Here is a 15840-nt window from a genome sequence, read left to right as displayed (position 1 = left end):
CGAATCCCGGCCGTTCGTCGTGAGTCGCGGCGTGGTCAACGGGCCCGCGGGTGCGCTGACGTGTACACGTCGCGCAGCGTGTCCGCCGTGACGAGGGTGTAGATCTGCGTCGTCGCCACCGACGAGTGGCCCAGTAGCTCCTGCACCACCCGGACGTCCGCGCCGCCCGCCAGCAGATGCGTCGCGAACGAGTGCCGGAGCGTGTGCGGCGAGACCTCGATGCCGAGGTTCGCCCGCTCCGCGGCCGCACGGATGATCAGCCAGACGTTCTGTCGCGACAGCCGCGCGCCGCGCATCCCGAGGAACAGCGCCGGCGTGGCGCGGCCGCGCGAGGACAGCAGCGGCCGGGCGCGCACGAGGTAGGACGACACCGCCGCCTGGGCGTAGCTGCCGAGCGGCACGATGCGCTGCTTCGAACCCTTGCCGGTGAGCCGGACGACGTCGGTGTCGATGACGTCGTCGACGTTCAGGCCGACCGCCTCGCTCACGCGGGCGCCCGTCGCGTACATCAGCTCGAGCAGCGCCTTGTCGCGCAGGTGCGCCGGTTCGTCGCCGTCGGTGGCGGCGAGCAGCGACGACACCTGGTCGACGCTGATCGCCTTCGGCAGCCGGCTCGGCAGCTTGGGCGGGCGGATGTCGCGGGCCACATCCACGGTCACCCTGCCCTCGTCGAGCAGGAAGCGGTGGAACCCGCGGACCGTCGAGAGCATCCGCGCGAGCGAGGATGCGGTGAGCGGCGACTCCGGCCGGGAGCCCAGGTGCAGCAGGTACGCCGACACCGTCGCCGGGGTGACGACGCGCAGGTCGTCCGCCCCCTCGGCGGCGAGCCAGTCCGCGTAGACCGCGAGGTCGCGCCGGTACGCGGCGACCGTGTTCGCCGAGAGGCCGCGCTCGATCGCCACGTGCCTCAGGTAGGCGTCCACGTCCGCCGCGACGGTCATCCCGCGGTGCTCTGCCTGTTCAGCTTGGGGTGGCTCGGCCACGGCTCGTCGGCCTCGCCCAGCGTGCTCCAGCCGGCCGCCCGTGCGGCGACCGCGCCGAGCACGGCGATGCTGAGCGGCGCGTTGTGCAGCCGCCTGCCCAGCACGCCCGCCACCGCCTCCTCCAGCGGCACCCAGGAGACCTCGATGTCGGCCTCCTCCGCCTCGCGGGCGAACGCCTCACCGGTGGGACGCACGGAGCGCGCCAGGTAGATCCGGATCGCCTCGTCGTTTCCGCCGGGGCTCGTGAACACGTCCGCGAGCACGTTCCAGGTGTCCGCCTGCAGGTCCGCCTCCTCGGCGAGCTCGCGCTTCGCCGCCGCCAGCGGGTCCTCGCCGGTGATGTCGAGCAGGCCGGCCGGGATCTCCCAGTCGCGGTGCCGGACGGGATGCCGGTACTGCCGGATCAGCAGCACGCGGCCCTCGTCGTCCAGCGCCAGGACCGCCACGGCACCGGTGTGGTCGACATACTCCCGGGTGATCTCGTCGCCGTTGTAGCGGAACCGGTCGCGACGCACGTCCCAGATCGCGCCGTGGAACACCGCCTCGCTGTCGACGATCTCCGGCTCGAACGGCTCGTCGGCGAGTGCCTGCGCCATGCCCTACGCCTCCGCTGCGACTTCGAAGAGCAGGCTTGCCTTCTGTCGCTCCAGTGCCGCGCCGACCAGGCCGGCGAACAGCGGGTGCGCACGGTTGGGCCGCGACCGCAGCTCGGGGTGCGCCTGCGTGCCGACGTAGAACGGGTGGACGTCCCGCGGCAGCTCGACGTACTCCACGAGGTGCCCGTCCGGGGAGGTCCCGGAGAACCACAGGCCGGCGTCCGCGATCTGCTCGCGGTAGTTGTTGTTCACCTCGTAGCGGTGGCGGTGGCGCTCGCTGGCCTCGCTCGCGCCGTACAGCTCGGCGACGATCGAGCCCTCGGCGAGGGCCGCCGGGTACAGGCCGAGGCGCATGGTGCCGCCCAGGTCGCCGCCGGCGATGATCTCCACCTGCTCCGCCATCGTCGCGATCACCGGGAACTCGGTGTCGGGGTCGAACTCCGACGAGGACGCCCCGGCGAGGTCGGCCTTGTTGCGCGCGTACTCGATGACCATGCACTGCAGGCCGAGGCACAGGCCGAGCGCGGGGATGCCGTTCTCGCGGGCGAAGCGCAGCGCGCCGAGCTTGCCCTCGATGCCGCGCACTCCGAAGCCGCCGGGTACGCAGATGGCGTCGACCTCGGCGAGCTGCGCGGCCGCGCCCTCGGGGCTCTGGCACTCGTCGGACGGAATCCACTTCAGCTTCACCTTGGTGCGGTGGGCGAAACCACCCGCGCGCAGCGCCTCGGTGACCGAGAGGTAGGCATCCGGCAGGTCGATGTACTTGCCGACCAGGCCGATGGTGACCTCGTGCTTGGGGTCGTGCACCGCCTCCAGCAGGCGCGCCCAGCCGTCCCAGTCGACGTCCGCGGCCTTGTCGAGGCCGAGCTGGTCGATGATGTAGGCGTCGAGGCCCTGGTCGTGCAGCATCGTCGGGATGTCGTAGATGCTCGGGACGTCGACGGCGTTGACCACGGCGGCCTCGTCCACGTCGCACATGAGCGCGATCTTGCGCTTGTTCGACTCGGAGACCGGGCGATCGCTGCGCAGCACGAGCGCGTCCGGCTGGATGCCGATGGAGCGGAGGGCCGCGACGGAGTGCTGGGTCGGCTTGGTCTTCTGCTCGCCGGACGCGTTCATGAACGGGACGAGCGAGACGTGCACGAAGAAGCAGTTCTTGCGGCCGAGTTCGTGGCGCACCTGGCGGGCGGACTCGATGAACGGCTGCGACTCGATGTCGCCGACGGTGCCGCCGATCTCGGTGATGATGACGTCGGGCGCGGGCTCGCCGTCCGGACCCGGCTGGGCCTGGAGGCGCATCCTGCGCTTGATCTCGTCGGTGATGTGCGGGATGACCTGCACGGTGTCGCCGAGGTATTCGCCGCGGCGCTCCTTGGCGATCACGTTCGAGTAGATCTGGCCGGTGGTGACGTTCGCGGACTGGCCGAGGTTGATGTCGAGGAAGCGCTCGTAGTGCCCGATGTCCAGGTCGGTCTCCGCGCCGTCGTCGGTCACGAAGACCTCGCCGTGCTGGAACGGGTTCATCGTCCCCGGATCCACGTTGAGGTAGGGGTCGAGTTTCTGCATGACGACGCGCAGTCCGCGCGCCGTCAGAAGGTTGCCGAGGGAAGCGGCCGTGAGACCCTTCCCCAACGAAGAAACGACACCACCAGTGACGAAGATGTGCTTGGTAATGCCGTTTGAAATGACCGCGTCTGAATTATCCACCACGGGCTTGCAGCTTATCACGGGCACGGGGTCGCTCCGCGCCGGCCACGCGCGCTCGACCGGCCGCGGCTGCCGCGATCAGCGCGTCGCGGCGGCCATCTCGACGAGCTCGCGGGCGTGTGCAAGGCCGCTGTCGGAGTCGGGCAGGCCGGAGAGGAGGCGCGCCATCTCGGCGATGCGCTCGTCGCCGTCGAGACGGCGGACGCTGGACTCCGTGACCGCGCCGTCGTTGCCCTTCACCACTGTGAGGTGGTTCGTCGCGAACGCGGCGACCTGGGCGAGGTGGGTGACCACGATCACCTGGGCGCTCTCGGCCAGGCGCGCGAGCCTGCGACCGATCTCGATGGCCGATGCACCCCCGACGCCGGCGTCGATCTCGTCGAAGATGAAGGTCGGCACCGGGTCCGTTCCCGCGATGACGACCTCGATCGCCAGCATCACCCGCGAGAGCTCGCCGCCGGAGGCGCCCTTGCCGAGCGGCCGGGGTTCGGCGCCGGGATGCGGGCGGAGCAGGATGGCGACCTGGTCGCGTCCGCTCGCCGTGTACTCGTCGCGTTCGGTCACCTCGACGACGATCCGCGCATCGGGCATGGCGAGCGCGGCGAGCTCGTCGGAGACGGCGTCGGCGAGGCGCGCGGCCGCCTCCCGGCGACGGGCGCCGAGGTCGGCGGCCAGCTCGGCCACGAGGGCCTCGTCCGCCTCGACCTCGCGGGCGAGCTCCTGGATGCGGTCGGCGTCGCCGTCGAGCTCGAGCAGCCGCAGGCTCCCGGTCTCCAGTGTCGCGATCACGTCCTCGAGGGTGGGGCCGTACTTGCGCACCAGCGTGGCGAGCTCGGCACGGCGCTCCTGCACGATCTCCAGCTCCCGTGCGCCGTCGGTGTCGAGCGTGGCGAGGTAAGTGGAGAGCTGGGCCGCGATGTCGGAGACGAGGTAGTTGGCGTTGGCGACGGCCTCCGCGAGGGGCGTCAGCTCGGCGTCGTGCGGGGCGACGCGCTCCAGCTGGCGGCGCGCGTTGTCGAGCAGGCCGAGCGCGTCGGCGCCCTCGGACTCCTCCGCCGAGAGCAGCTCGCGCGCACCGGCGGCGGCGAGCCGCAGCTCTTCCAGGTTCGTGAGACGCTCGGCGCGTTCTGCGAGCTCGGTCTCCTCGCCCGCCTGCGGTGCGACGGTCTCGATCTCCGCCATGGCCACGCGCAGGTCCTCCGCCTCGCGGGCCCGTCGCTCCTGATCGGAGACGAGCTCGTCCAGTTCGGCCCGGTTGTCGCGCCAGCGGTGGTAGACCTGCGCGTATGTTTCGACGGACGCGGCGAAGTCGGGGCCGGCGAAGCGGTCGAGCGCCTCGCGCTGCGCCACGGCCGACCGCAACCGGATCTGATCGGACTGGCCGTGCACGACCACGAGCTGACCGCCGAGCTCTGTGAGGACGCTCACGGGGGCGCTGCGGCCGCCGACGACGGCGCGCGAGCGGCCCTCGGCCGACACGGAGCGGGTGAGCACCAGCTCCGCCTCGCCGCCGCCGAGCTCGTCGACGTCGCCGCCCGCATCGCGCACGCGCTCCACGACGTCGCCGTTCTGCGGAACACGCCAGCGACCCTCCACCCAGGCCTGCGGGCTGCCGAGCCGGACGGCGCCGGTGTCGGCGCGCTCTCCGAGCAGCAGGCCGAGCGCCGAGACCACCATCGTCTTGCCCGCGCCGGTCTCGCCGGTGATCGCGGTGAAGCCGGGTCCGAGCGGCAGCGCAGCGTCCGCGATGACGCCCAGGTCTCTGATCGAGATCTCCTCGATGCCTCCACGCACGTCAGTCACGGCCCGCCGGCCCCCTCCACCCCGTCACGGGCAGATCGAACTTGTGCACGAGCCGGTCGGTGAACGCACCGGTGTGCAGCCGCGCGAGCCGCACCGGGATCGGCGACCGACGCACCACGACGCGCGCCCCCCGCGGCAGGTCGAAGGCACGACGGCCGTCGCACCAGAGGATGCCCTCCCCGCCCGCGCGGTCGAGGAGCTCGACCGCGAGCGAGGAGTCGGCGTCGACGACGAGCGGGCGGGAGAACAGCGCGTGCGCGCTGAGCGGTACCAGCAGCAGTGCGGCGACGCCCGGCCACACGACCGGTCCGCCCGCCGAGAACGAGTACGCCGTCGACCCCGTCGGCGTGGACATCACGACGCCGTCGCAGCCGAAGCTCGACATCGGACGCCCGTCGACCTCGATGACGACCTCGAGCATCCGCTCCCGGCTCGCCTTCTCCACCGTCGCCTCATTGAGAGCCCAGCTCTCGTAGACGACCTCCTTGCCGACCTTCACACGCGCGGAGAGCGTCATGCGCTCCTCCACCTCGTAGTCCTTGGAGAGCCCGCGGGCCACCGCGATCTCGAGGTCGTCGCGCTCGCTCTCGGCGAGGAAGCCGACGTGCCCCAGATTCACGCCGAGCAGCGGGGCCGTGCAGCCGCGGACCAGCTCGGCCGCGCGCAGGATGGTGCCGTCGCCCCCGAGCACGATGACGAGCTCCAGCTCGTTGGGCTGCACCTCGTCGCCCAGCACGGCGACCGCGTCGAGGTCCGGCTCCGCCGTGAGCAGGTCGCGACGCTCGTCCTCGCTCAGCACAGGGACGACGCCCGCGTCGATGAGCTGACGGCACACGCGCACTCCCGCGAGCAGGGAGTCCTGACGGCCGGTGTGCGCGACGACGAGGATGTACCGCGGCGCTGCACCCGTTTCCGTCACGTTGCCTCCCTTTTGCTCCGTCTTCCCATTCTGTCGGAGATTCCGCCGCTGCTGGGCGGATCGCTCGCGTCTGGGGAAAATTCACATCCCGGACACCCTCCGTGGAGGACTATCCGGCGACCTCCTGGATGCGGTCGAGCCACTCCGTCGGATTGCTGCCGCCGGCGCTCAACCAGACCAGGAACTCCCGGTTGCCGTGCGAGCCGGCGATCGGCGACGGGATCAGGCCGCCGGTGCCGAGACCGGTGTCGAAGGCCGCCCAGAGCACCCCGCCGACCGCGTCAGCGCGCAGGCCGGCGTCGCGCACGATGCCCTCCCGGATGCCGCCGCGGCCCACCTCGAACTGCGGCTTGATCAGCAGCACGAAGTCGGCGTCCTCGGCGGCGGTCGCCCGGAGGGCGGGCAGCACCTGGCCGAGCGAGATGAAGGACAGGTCGGCCACCACGAGATCGGGACGCACGGGCGAGCCGGTCAGGCCGGCGAGCAGCTCGGGCGTGAGCGAGCGGACGTTGACGCCCTCGTACGACTCCAGCCGCGCCTCCCCCGCCAGTGCGGGTGCGAGCTGGCCGTGCCCGACGTCCACGGCGATCACGCGGCCGGCGCCGCGCTCGAGCAGCACCTGGCTGAAGCCGCCCGTCGACGCCCCTGCGTCGAGGGCGACGCGGTCGGCGACGGGGATGTCGAAGGCGTCGAGCGCGGCGATCAGCTTGTGCGCGCCCCGGCTCACGTAGTGGTCGGCGCCCGCGACCTCGATGACCGCGTCCTCCGCGACCTTCGCCGACGCGCGCACGACCGGACGGCCGTCGACCGTCACGAGTCCCTCCGCGATCAGCGTCGCCGCGTGCGACCGCGAGCGTGCGAGCCCGCGCGCCGCGAGCGCGACGTCGAGCCGCTCAGGCATGCCGCGGCGTGTCCGCGCCCTCGAGGCGCGCGGAGAGCTCGGCGTGCAGCTGCGCGTACGCCTCGGCGCGCGCGGCCAGCGGCTGCTCCTCGATCACCTCGAGACGCGGCAGCAGGCCCTCGTCAACGCCCCCGGCGCGCTCGGCGCCCTCGGCGCGCTCCTCGCCGACGGCATCCTCGTCGCGATCCATGCCGGCCACCCTACTCGACGAACACGCCGGCGAGGGTCTTCTTCCCGCGCCGCAGCACGACCATGCCGCCGGGCAGCAGCGCGTCGCCGACCGCGGACTCGCCGTCCTCGACCTTCGCGTTGTTCACGTACACGCCGCCCTGGCTCACGGCCCGGCGTGCCTCGCTCAGGCTCTTGGTCAGGCCGGTGTCCACCAGCGCCTGGGCGATGGTCGTCGACGCGGCCGTCGTCGTGTTCGGGAGCTCGCGCAGCGCGGCCTCCAGCGTCGCCTTGTCCTGGCCGGCCAGGTCGCCCTGCCCGAAGAGGGCCTCGGATGCGGCGATGACCGCCTCCGTCGCCTCCGCACCGTGGACGAGCGCTGTCACGTCGTACGCCAGCCGGCGCTGCGCTTCGCGCTTGAACGGCTCCTCCTTCACCTTCCGCTCGTACTCGCCGATCTCGTCGCGGGTGAGGAAGGTGAAGACCTTCAGCCGGTCGACGACGTCGGAGTCGTCGGTGTTGAGCCAGAACTGGTAGAAGGCGTACGGGCTCGTGAGCGCCGCGTCGATCCAGATCGCGTTGCCCTCGCTCTTGCCGAACTTGGTGCCGTCGCTGTTGGTGATCAGCGGCGTTCCGATGGCGTGCACGTGCACGCCCTCGACCTTGCGGATGAGCTCGGTGCCGCTGGTCAGGTTGCCCCACTGGTCGCTGCCGCCGCTCTGCAGCACGCAGCCGTACTGCCGGTACAGCTCGAGGAAGTCGAGACCCTGCAGGATCTGGTAGCTGAACTCGGTGTACGAGATGCCCTCGTCGGAGTTCAGGCGCGCCGAGACGGCGTCCTTCTTCAGCATCGTGCCGACGCGGAAGTGCTTGCCGATCTCGCGGAGGAAGTCGATGGCGGACAGCGGTGCCGTCCAGTCGAGGTTGTTGACCAGGCGCGCGGCGTTCTCGCCCTCGAACGACAGGTAGGTGGACACCTGCTCCTGCAGCGACCGCACCCATCCCGCCACGGTCTCGCGGGTGTTCAGCGTGCGTTCGGCCGTGGGGCGCGGGTCGCCGATGAGCCCGGTGGAACCGCCGACGAGGCCGAGCGGCTTGTGACCGGCGAGCTGGAGGCGACGCATCGTCAGCAGCTGCACCAGGTGACCGAGGTGCAGGCTCGCCGCGGTCGGGTCGAAGCCGCAGTAATACGTGATCGGGTCCCCGGCCAGGAGCTGCTTGAGCTCGGCCTCATCCGTGGAGACGTGGATGAGCCCGCGCCACTTCAGCTCATCCCAGACGTCCTCGAAAGACGGGTCGTTGGTCTGCGCAGTGAGACGCTGTTCGTTGGAGACGGCCGATTCAGACACCCCCACAGAGTATCAGCGGGGTTCCGCGCCCCCGGGACCGAAGGTCAGGCCCGACAGCCTGATTGGCATTGCATCAGGCCTGCACGCCTGATAACATGCAGATCAGGTTTGGAGTCCTGATAGCGAGAGGTGGCGAACATGTACGTGATCACCGCGGACCAGGTCGGAAGCCGCACTCGGCCCGACATCGTCGGCGCCGTCCAATCGGCGCTCGGCGAGCGCTTCGGCGACCACCTGGCGCTGCCGGTCGACCGGAACGCCGGGGACGAGCTGCAGGCCCTCACCGGGCACGCCGCGACGGCCCTCGACATCGTCCTCGATCTCACCAGGAGCGGCGAGTGGAGCGTGGGGCTAGGGATCGGAACGGTGCGCCTCCCCCTGCCCCGGAACACCAGGGAGGCCACGGGGGACGCGTTCGTCGCCGCCCGCTCCGCCGTCACGCGCGCCAAGCGCAGCGCCACCCGGTTCGCGAGCGAGAGCGTCGCCGAGCCCCGATCCGCCGAGGACGTGGAAGCGCTGCTCGGCCTCCTGCTCACCATCCGCTCCACGCGCAGCGCCGCCGGCTGGGAGCTCTACGACCTGGTCACCTCCGGGCTCACCCAGGCCGAGGCCGGAGCGCGCCTCGGCATCACCCCGCAGTCGGCCAGCGACCGGGCACGGGCCGCCGGCCTGCGCGCCGAGCTGGCGGCCCGCCCGGCCCTGACTAGGCTGTTGGAGAGCGCCGACGCCGCCCAGGCCGCCGGCGACGAGGATGCCGACCGACCCACGGAGGACGGATGACCGTGCTGCCCCTTCCCTCGATCTTCGCGGAGATCGCGCCGTTCGCCATCTGGGGAGTCACGCTCATCCTGACGATCGCCTCGGTCTGCTGCATCGTGGCGACGCTGCGCAGCCCGCGCCGTCCGTTGGTCTACGTCGCCGTCGCCCTGCTCGCTCTCGCGTTCGTGCTCGCGGCGATTCCGCAGCATCCGGCTCCGCTGGTCTACCGCCTCCTCATCGGCATCGTCGCCCTCACCCTCAGTGTCCTCGGCGGCGGCCCCGCCGCCCAGCTGGTGCTGGCCCTCGCCACGAGGAGCACCACGGTGCCCGGGTCTCACGGCGGGATCGTCGTGCACGACCGGGTGAGCGGCGTCGAGGCCACCCGGGAGGTGCTGCGCGGCGGGACGACGATCGGCTACCTCGAGCGGTTCGCGACCACGGGCGCCATCATGGCGGGCTTCCCTGAGGCACTCGGCGTGCTGATCGCGATCAAGGGCGTCGGCCGCTTCACCGAACTCGAGGCCGCTGAGGCCAGGGAGCGGTTCATCATCGGCACCCTGGTGAGCATCGTCTGGGCGTGCGTCTGCGCCGGTCTCTTCCGCTTCGCGGCGAGCTGAGCGGCGGCCCGAGCGGCCCGTGAGCGGCGGCCCGAGGGATGGCCGAGCCGCTCAGCCCGAATCGAGGATCGGCACCCGCAGGACAGGTGCGGCCACGATCGCGAGCCACGCGCCCGCCAGCATCCATGGCCCGAACGGGATGCCGCTGTCGCCCGTCGCGCGCCGCGCCCCCAGCAGCAGCATCGCGTAGCCGCCGCCGAGCACGAACGCGGCGACGGCGCCGACCACGAGGGGTGTCCAGCCGAGATAGCCGAGGAAGAGCCCGAGAACACCCGCGAGCTTCACATCCCCGAACCCCATGCCTCCCGGGCCCGCCAGCACCAGGTACAGCACGAACATCCCGACGGCGCCCGCCCCCGCGACGGCCAGCCGGGCCGGAGCGCCGGCGAGTACGGCGGAAGCGGACAGGCCGACCGCCCCGACGAGGAACGCAGGGACGACGATCGCGTTCGGCAGGACGTGCCGGCGCAGGTCGGCCCGTGCCAGCCGGACACTGGCGACGGCAAGGTACGCGAACGTCAGGACGGCGACGACGGCACCCGCCTGAACGGTGGACGACGCTCCCCCGATCGACTCCATGCGGCTCGCTCCTCTCGGTCGAGAGTCGACGGTAACGCCGTGGACATCCCGCCCACGGCCCGATCCGAGATCTGTGGAGAGCGTCCGCCGTACACAGCGCGTCGGGGAGGGAGGATCCTCAGCGCACCTCGCCGCGGAATGCGGGAAAGGGAGGACCCCGACCGCCGAATCGGCGGGGATGTCCTCCCTTCCCGCGGCGGTCCGGCGAGGACTCAGTCGTGGGACTTCGGGTGCCGCTTGTACGGCGAGACCGTCGGGTCCCCCGGCAGCCAGTAGCGCCAGGGGAACGCCCCGCCGCCGCCCGGGCCGGACACGCCGGTGCGCGGCCCCGTCGCGTACTCGGCCTGGACCGCGGGGAGCAGCAGCTCGAAGGGAGCGGCGAAGAGGTCGGCGCCATCGTCGGCGAGGCTCAGCCCGGCGGCGACCACCAGCCGCGCGGGACCGCGCGCGAGGTCCCGGTGCGGGATCGCCCGGCCGGTCACGCCCGCGCGCCGGTGCGCGGCGAGCTCCTCCCCCTCGACCACCTCGCCCGCGCGCAGCAGCACCGCGGACGCCTCGCCCTCCGGCGAGCAGACCACGTTGGCGCACACGTGCATGCCGTAGGTGAAGTACGCGTAGAGGTGACCGGGCTCGCCGTACATCACCGCGTTGCGCTTGGTGCGCCCCCGGAACGCGTGCGAACCGGGGTCGAGGCCGTCGCCGATGTACGCCTCCACCTCGGTGATGCGCACGGCGACGGCGCCCTCGGGAGACTCGTGCCGGAGCACCGCCCCGAGCAGCCTCGGGGCGACCTCGATCGACGACGCCAGGAAGGCGTCGCGCTCGGGGCGGTAGAGCGTCACGTCGGATCCGGGGTCGTCAGACGAGGTCCCGGCGCGCGGCGGCGAACCCGCCCGCGACCGCCCGCACCCGCTCGGTGAGCGCCGCGAGCTGCTCCTGCACGCGCTCGGGCGCCGTCCCACCGGCCCCGGCACGGCTCGCCACCGAGCCCTCGACGGTGAGCACACTGCGCACCTCCGGCGTCAGCAGCGGGTCGATCGCGGCGAGCTGCTCGTCCGAGACCTCGTGCAGCTCCAGCCCGTTGTCCTCGGCGAAGCGCACCAGGCTGCCCGTGATCTCGTGGGCGTTGCGGAACGGGACGTGCTGCTTCACCAGCCACTCGGCGACGTCCGTCGCGAGCGAGAAGCCCTGCGGGGCGAGCTCGGCCATCCGGTCGGTGTGGAAGCGCAGGGTGGCGACCATCCCGGTGAACGCGGGGAGCAGGACCTCCAGCGTCCGGACCGAGTCGAACACCGGCTCCTTGTCCTCCTGCAGGTCGCGGTTGTACGCGAGGGGCAGGCCCTTCAGCGTCGTGAGGAGGCCGGTGAGGTTGCCGATCAGGCGGCCGGACTTGCCGCGGGCGAGCTCCGCGATGTCCGGGTTCTTCTTCTGCGGCATGATCGAGGACCCCGTGGAGTAGGAGTCGTCGAGCGTGACGAAGCCGAACTCGCGGGTGTTCCAGAGGATGATCTCCTCGGCGAAGCGCGACAGGTCGACGCCGATCTGAGCGGTGACGAACGCGAACTCCGCGACGACGTCGCGGGCGGCCGTCCCGTCGATCGAGTTCTCCGAGCTGGCGGCGAAGCCGAGCTCGCGGGCGACGAGCAGGGGGTCGAGCCCGAGCGTGGAGCCGGCGAGCGCTCCCGCACCGTACGGCGAGACATCGGCACGTCGATCCCAGTCCACCAGCCGCTCCAGGTCGCGAACGAGCGGCCAGCAGTGTGCGAGCAGGTGGTGCGCCAGCAGCACCGGCTGCGCGTGCTGCAGGTGGGTGCGCCCCGGCAGGATGGCGGCGGGATGCGCGTCCGCCTGCGCCGCGATCGCGTCCACCAGCGCGATGAGCTGCTCGGCGATCACGCCGGAGTGGTCGCGCAGGTACATCCGCACCAGGGTCGCGATCTGGTCGTTGCGGGACCGGCCGGCGCGCAGCTTGCCGCCGAGCTCCGCGCCCGCACGCTCGATGAGGCCGCGCTCCAGCGCGCCGTGCACGTCCTCATCCGTCTCGGCCGCGACGAACACGCCGGAGGCCACATCGTCGTCGAGGCGGTCGAGTGCGTCGAGCATCCCCGCCAGTTCCTCGTCGGTCAGGTAGCCGGCGGAGGCGAGCGCCTTCGCGTGGGCGCGCGAGCCCGCGATGTCGTAGGCGGCGAGCGCCCAGTCGAAGTGCGTGGACCTGCTCAGCAGGGCGAGCTCCGGCGACGGGCCGCCGGCGAACCGCGCTCCCCAGAGCTTGCCCTCGTCCGTCTTGCCGACGCCGTTCTCCGCGCTCATGCCGCGCTCCCCTCGTTCGAGACGGTCTCGTTCTTCGCCAGCAGCCACGCCAGCACGGCCTTCTGGGCGTGCAGCCGGTTCTCCGCCTCGTCCCAGATCACCGACTGCGGACCGTCCAGCACCTCGGCGGTGACCTCCAGCCCGCGGTAGGCCGGCAGGCAGTGCAGGAAGACGGCGTCCGGCTTCGCGAGGCCCATGAGCGCGGCATCCACGGTGTAGCCGCCGAAGACGGCCACGCGCTCGGCCTTCTCGTCCTCCTTGCCCATCGACACCCAGGTGTCGGTGATCATCACGTCCGCACCGCGTGCGGCCTCCGCCGCGTCCTCCGTGATCAGCACCGAGCCGCCGGTCGCCGCGGCGACGGCCTCGGCGTCCGCGACGATCTGCGGGTCGGGGCGGTACCCGGCCGGCGCGGCGACGCGCACGTGCATCCCGGCGGTGACGCCGCCGAGCAGGTACGAGTGCGCCATGTTGCTCGCGCCGTCGCCGAAGAAGCTCAGCGTCAGCCCCTCCGTGCCGCCCTTGTGCTCGCGCACCGTGAGCAGGTCGGCGAGGATCTGGCACGGGTGGAACTCGTCCGTCAGCGCGTTCACCACCGGCACGCCCGCGTACTCCGCCATCGTCTCCAGGTCGGCCTGGGCGAACGTCCGCCAGACGATCGCCGCGACCTGGCGGCCGATGATGCGGGCGACGTCCGGTACGGACTCGCGGGTGCCGATCTGCGCCTTCGTTCCGTCGACGAGGAACGGCGAGCCCTGCAGCTCGGCGACACCGACCGAGAACGAGGTCTGCGTGCGCAACGTCGGCTTGTCCATGATCAGCGCCACGGTCTGCGGACCCTGCAGCGGGCTGAGTGCGAAGCGGTCGCGCTTGAGCCGCGCCGCGAGGTCGAGGACCTCGGCCTGCTCGGCGGGATTCAGGTCGTCATCGCGGAGGAAGTGCCTGGTCATGGGGGCCTTTCGAATGGAAGCGGGAGGTCAGAGGGCGGCGAGGGCGCGGCCGAATCGCTCGCGGAACTCCGCAAGCTCCGCGTCGCCGACGATGAGCGGCGGCGCGAGCCGGATGCTGGACTCGTTGGGGGCGTTGATGATCAGCCCCTCGGCGAGCGCCGCGTCCGAGAGCCGGTGCGCCTCGCCGTCGGTGAGGCCGATGCCGAGCAGCAGGCCGGCACCGCGGATGTCACCGATCAGCGGGGAGTCGAAGGAGCGGACGATCGCGCGCAGCTCCTCGCCACGGCGTGCAGCATTCTCGACGAGCCCGGCGCGCTCGATCTCGGCGAGCACGGCGTTGCCGGCGGCGGTGGCCAGCGGGTTGCCGCCGAACGTCGAGCCGTGCTGGCCCTGGGTGAAGAGGTCGGACGCCCAGCCGAACGTCACGAGGGCGCCGATCGGCACGCCACCGGCGATGCCCTTCGCGACCGTGACCGCATCCGGCTGGATGCCCTCGTGCTGGTACGCGAACCAGCGTCCCGTCCGGCCGACGCCGGTCTGGATCTCGTCGATGATGAGCAGCGCACCGTGCTGTTCGGTGAGCTCGCGCGCCCGGCGGAGGAAGCCGGCGGGCAGGTCGAGCACGCCGGCCTCGCCCTTGATCGGCTCGATGAACAGGGCGGCGACCCGATCGTCGATCGCCGCCTCCAGGGCCGCGATCGTGGAGTCGATGTGCTCGACCCCGCCGGGGAGCGGCTCGAACGCCTCCCGCATCGGCGGCTTTCCGGTGAGGGCGAGCGACCCCATGGTCCGGCCGTGGAACGCGTTGTGCAGGGCGAGCACGCGGGTGCGCTTGCCGGTCTTGCCGCGATTCAGTCTGGCGAGCTTGAACGCGGCCTCGTTCGCCTCGGCGCCGGAGTTGCCGAACAGGATCCGACCCTTCTCCCCCGCGCCGGTGATCGCGCGCAGGCGCTCGGCGAGCTCGAGCTGGGGAGCGGTGGAGAAGTAGTTGGAGACGTGGGCGAGGGTCGCGACCTGCGCGCTCACCGCATCCACCAGGGCGGGATGGGCGTGCCCGAGCGAGTTGACGGCGATGCCGGCGAGGAAGTCGAGGTACTCGTTCCCGTCGACATCCCACACCCGGCAGCCCTCGCCGCGGGCGAGCATGAGCTTCGGGGTCGCCAGCGTGCGCATCATCGCCTCGCCGAAGCGCGGCTTCCATTCGCCGCCGGTGTTCCGCGTGTTCTCGATGTTCGATTGCGCGCTCATGCCCGCGCCACCTCCGTTCCGATCCCCGACTGTGTGAAGACTTCGAGCAGGATCGAGTGCGGCACACGGCCGTCGATGATCGCCGCCTTCGGCACGCCGCCGTCGACGGCGTCCAGGCATGCGGACATCTTCGGGATCATCCCGGACTCGAGGCTCGGCAGCAGCTCGCGCAGTTCCTCCGCCGCGATCTTCGAGAGCAGCGAGTCGCGGTTCGGCCAGTCGCTGTAGAGCCCGGCGACGTCGGTCAGGATGACCAGCTTCGCCGCGCCGAGGGCCACGGCGAGCGCTGCGGCGGCCGCGTCCGCGTTCACGTTGAGCGTCTGCCCCGGCTCGTCGAGATCGGGTGCGATCGAGGAGACCACGGGGATGCGGCCCGCGTCGATCTGCGCGAGGACGGCCTCGGGGCTCACCCCGACGACGTCGCCGACGAGGCCGAGGTCCACCTCGACACCGTCGACGACGGCTCCGCGCTTCCGGCCCTGGAAGAGGCCGGCGTCCTCGCCGGACAGCCCGGCCGCGAGCGGGCCGTGCTTGTTGATGCTGCCGACGATGTCCCGGTTGATCTGGCCGGTCAGCACCATCCGGACGACATCCATCGCCTCGGGGGTGGTGACCCGGTAGCCGCCGCGGAACTCGCTTTCGATGCCGAGCCGGTCGAGCATCGCCGAGATCTGCGGTCCGCCGCCGTGCACGACGACGGGACGCAGCCCCGCATACCGCAGGTACACCATGTCCTCCGCGAACGTGCGCTGCAGCTCCTCGCTGACCATGGCGTTGCCGCCGAACTTGACGACGATGATGCGGTCGTGGAAGGTCTTCAGCCACGGCAGCGACTCGATCAGCGTCGCGGCCTTGGCGGCGGCGGAGTCGCGCTCCGTCTCCTCGGTCTCGTCGGTCTCGGAGGCGGAGGCGGGAGCGGGAGCCGGCTGCCGGGTGGGCGGATTCATCTCG

At 71.8% G+C, this 15840-nt stretch carries 16 protein-coding genes; 2 read left to right on the top strand and 14 right to left on the bottom strand.

Annotated features, from left to right (window positions below):
* Nucleotides 1-35: 35 nt before the first annotated feature.
* The 8 genes from xerD to tyrS form a co-directional block, all read right to left on the bottom strand.
* Nucleotides 36-941, bottom strand: a complete 906-nt coding sequence (gene xerD / locus AAME72_RS12875; protein WP_348786949.1) for a site-specific tyrosine recombinase XerD — start codon at nucleotides 939-941, stop codon at nucleotides 36-38.
* A complete protein-coding gene (locus AAME72_RS12870; protein WP_348786948.1) occupies nucleotides 938-1579 on the bottom strand; it encodes an NUDIX hydrolase in 642 nt (213 codons plus the stop codon). Before AAME72_RS12870 ends, xerD begins: the two co-directional genes overlap by 4 nt.
* A 3-nt stretch (nucleotides 1580-1582) precedes the next feature.
* Nucleotides 1583-3286: a CTP synthase gene (locus tag AAME72_RS12865; protein ID WP_348790134.1), complete on the bottom strand. Its 1704-nt coding sequence runs from the start codon at nucleotides 3284-3286 to the stop codon at nucleotides 1583-1585.
* Nucleotides 3287-3364: 78 nt separating this feature from the next.
* Complete coding sequence (gene recN, locus AAME72_RS12860; protein WP_348786947.1) at nucleotides 3365-5089, bottom strand: DNA repair protein RecN; 1725 nt, start codon at nucleotides 5087-5089, stop codon at nucleotides 3365-3367.
* Entirely contained in the window at nucleotides 5082-6008 is a 927-nt protein-coding gene (locus AAME72_RS12855; RefSeq protein WP_348786946.1) for an NAD kinase, read from the bottom strand. Before AAME72_RS12855 ends, recN begins: the two co-directional genes overlap by 8 nt.
* 109 nt (nucleotides 6009-6117) lie before the next feature.
* A complete protein-coding gene (locus AAME72_RS12850; RefSeq protein WP_348786945.1) occupies nucleotides 6118-6909 on the bottom strand; it encodes a TlyA family RNA methyltransferase in 792 nt (263 codons plus the stop codon).
* A complete protein-coding gene (locus AAME72_RS12845; RefSeq protein WP_348786944.1) occupies nucleotides 6902-7099 on the bottom strand; it encodes a hypothetical protein in 198 nt (65 codons plus the stop codon). Before AAME72_RS12845 ends, AAME72_RS12850 begins: the two co-directional genes overlap by 8 nt.
* A gap of 10 nt (nucleotides 7100-7109) precedes the next feature.
* The gene (gene tyrS, locus AAME72_RS12840; protein ID WP_348786943.1) at nucleotides 7110-8426 is read right to left on the bottom strand and encodes a tyrosine--tRNA ligase; all 1317 of its coding nucleotides are present in this window, start codon (nucleotides 8424-8426) and stop codon (nucleotides 7110-7112) included.
* A 138-nt stretch (nucleotides 8427-8564) separates the two neighbouring features.
* Here tyrS and AAME72_RS12835 point away from each other — a divergent pair, with 138 nt between their 5' ends.
* Both AAME72_RS12835 and AAME72_RS12830 read left to right on the top strand, forming a co-directional pair.
* Nucleotides 8565-9206, top strand: a complete 642-nt coding sequence (locus AAME72_RS12835; protein ID WP_348786942.1) for a DNA-binding protein — start codon at nucleotides 8565-8567, stop codon at nucleotides 9204-9206.
* Nucleotides 9203-9802: a hypothetical protein gene (locus AAME72_RS12830; protein ID WP_348786941.1), complete on the top strand. Its 600-nt coding sequence runs from the start codon at nucleotides 9203-9205 to the stop codon at nucleotides 9800-9802. Before AAME72_RS12835 ends, AAME72_RS12830 begins: the two co-directional genes overlap by 4 nt.
* Nucleotides 9803-9853: 51 nt before the next feature.
* Here AAME72_RS12830 and AAME72_RS12825 read toward each other — a convergent pair whose 3' ends face one another.
* The 6 genes from AAME72_RS12825 to argB all read right to left on the bottom strand — a co-directional run bounded on the left by AAME72_RS12825 (nucleotide 9854) and on the right by argB (nucleotide 15836).
* Nucleotides 9854-10381 carry an A24 family peptidase gene (locus AAME72_RS12825; RefSeq protein ID WP_348786940.1) on the bottom strand — a complete coding sequence of 176 codons (528 nt, stop codon included), beginning with the start codon at nucleotides 10379-10381 and terminating at the stop codon, nucleotides 9854-9856.
* 212 nt (nucleotides 10382-10593) lie between these two features.
* Nucleotides 10594-11223, bottom strand: a complete 630-nt coding sequence (locus tag AAME72_RS12820) for a DNA-3-methyladenine glycosylase (RefSeq protein WP_348786939.1) — start codon at nucleotides 11221-11223, stop codon at nucleotides 10594-10596.
* Nucleotides 11224-11239: 16 nt separating this feature from the next.
* The gene (gene argH / locus AAME72_RS12815) at nucleotides 11240-12691 is read right to left on the bottom strand and encodes an argininosuccinate lyase (RefSeq protein ID WP_348786938.1); all 1452 of its coding nucleotides are present in this window, start codon (nucleotides 12689-12691) and stop codon (nucleotides 11240-11242) included.
* Nucleotides 12688-13641, bottom strand: coding sequence for an ornithine carbamoyltransferase (gene argF / locus AAME72_RS12810; RefSeq protein ID WP_348786937.1), 954 nt, complete (start codon nucleotides 13639-13641; stop codon nucleotides 12688-12690). The genes argH and argF overlap by 4 nt, the downstream gene beginning before the upstream one ends.
* Nucleotides 13642-13668: 27 nt before the next feature.
* Nucleotides 13669-14889 (bottom strand): acetylornithine transaminase, encoded by a 1221-nt coding sequence (locus tag AAME72_RS12805; RefSeq protein ID WP_348786936.1) that lies wholly within the window; start codon nucleotides 14887-14889, stop codon nucleotides 13669-13671.
* Nucleotides 14886-15836: an acetylglutamate kinase gene (argB, locus tag AAME72_RS12800; protein WP_348790133.1), complete on the bottom strand. Its 951-nt coding sequence runs from the start codon at nucleotides 15834-15836 to the stop codon at nucleotides 14886-14888. The genes AAME72_RS12805 and argB overlap by 4 nt, the downstream gene beginning before the upstream one ends.
* Between the last annotated feature and the right edge of the window lie 4 nt (nucleotides 15837-15840).

This window comes from Leifsonia sp. NPDC080035 (genome assembly GCF_040050925.1).
In the GTDB taxonomy this organism is placed as follows: Bacteria; Actinomycetota; Actinomycetes; order Actinomycetales; family Microbacteriaceae; genus Leifsonia.
The sequence above is the reverse complement of the archived record's forward strand: the minus strand, read 5'-3'. Positions and strand labels throughout refer to the sequence as shown.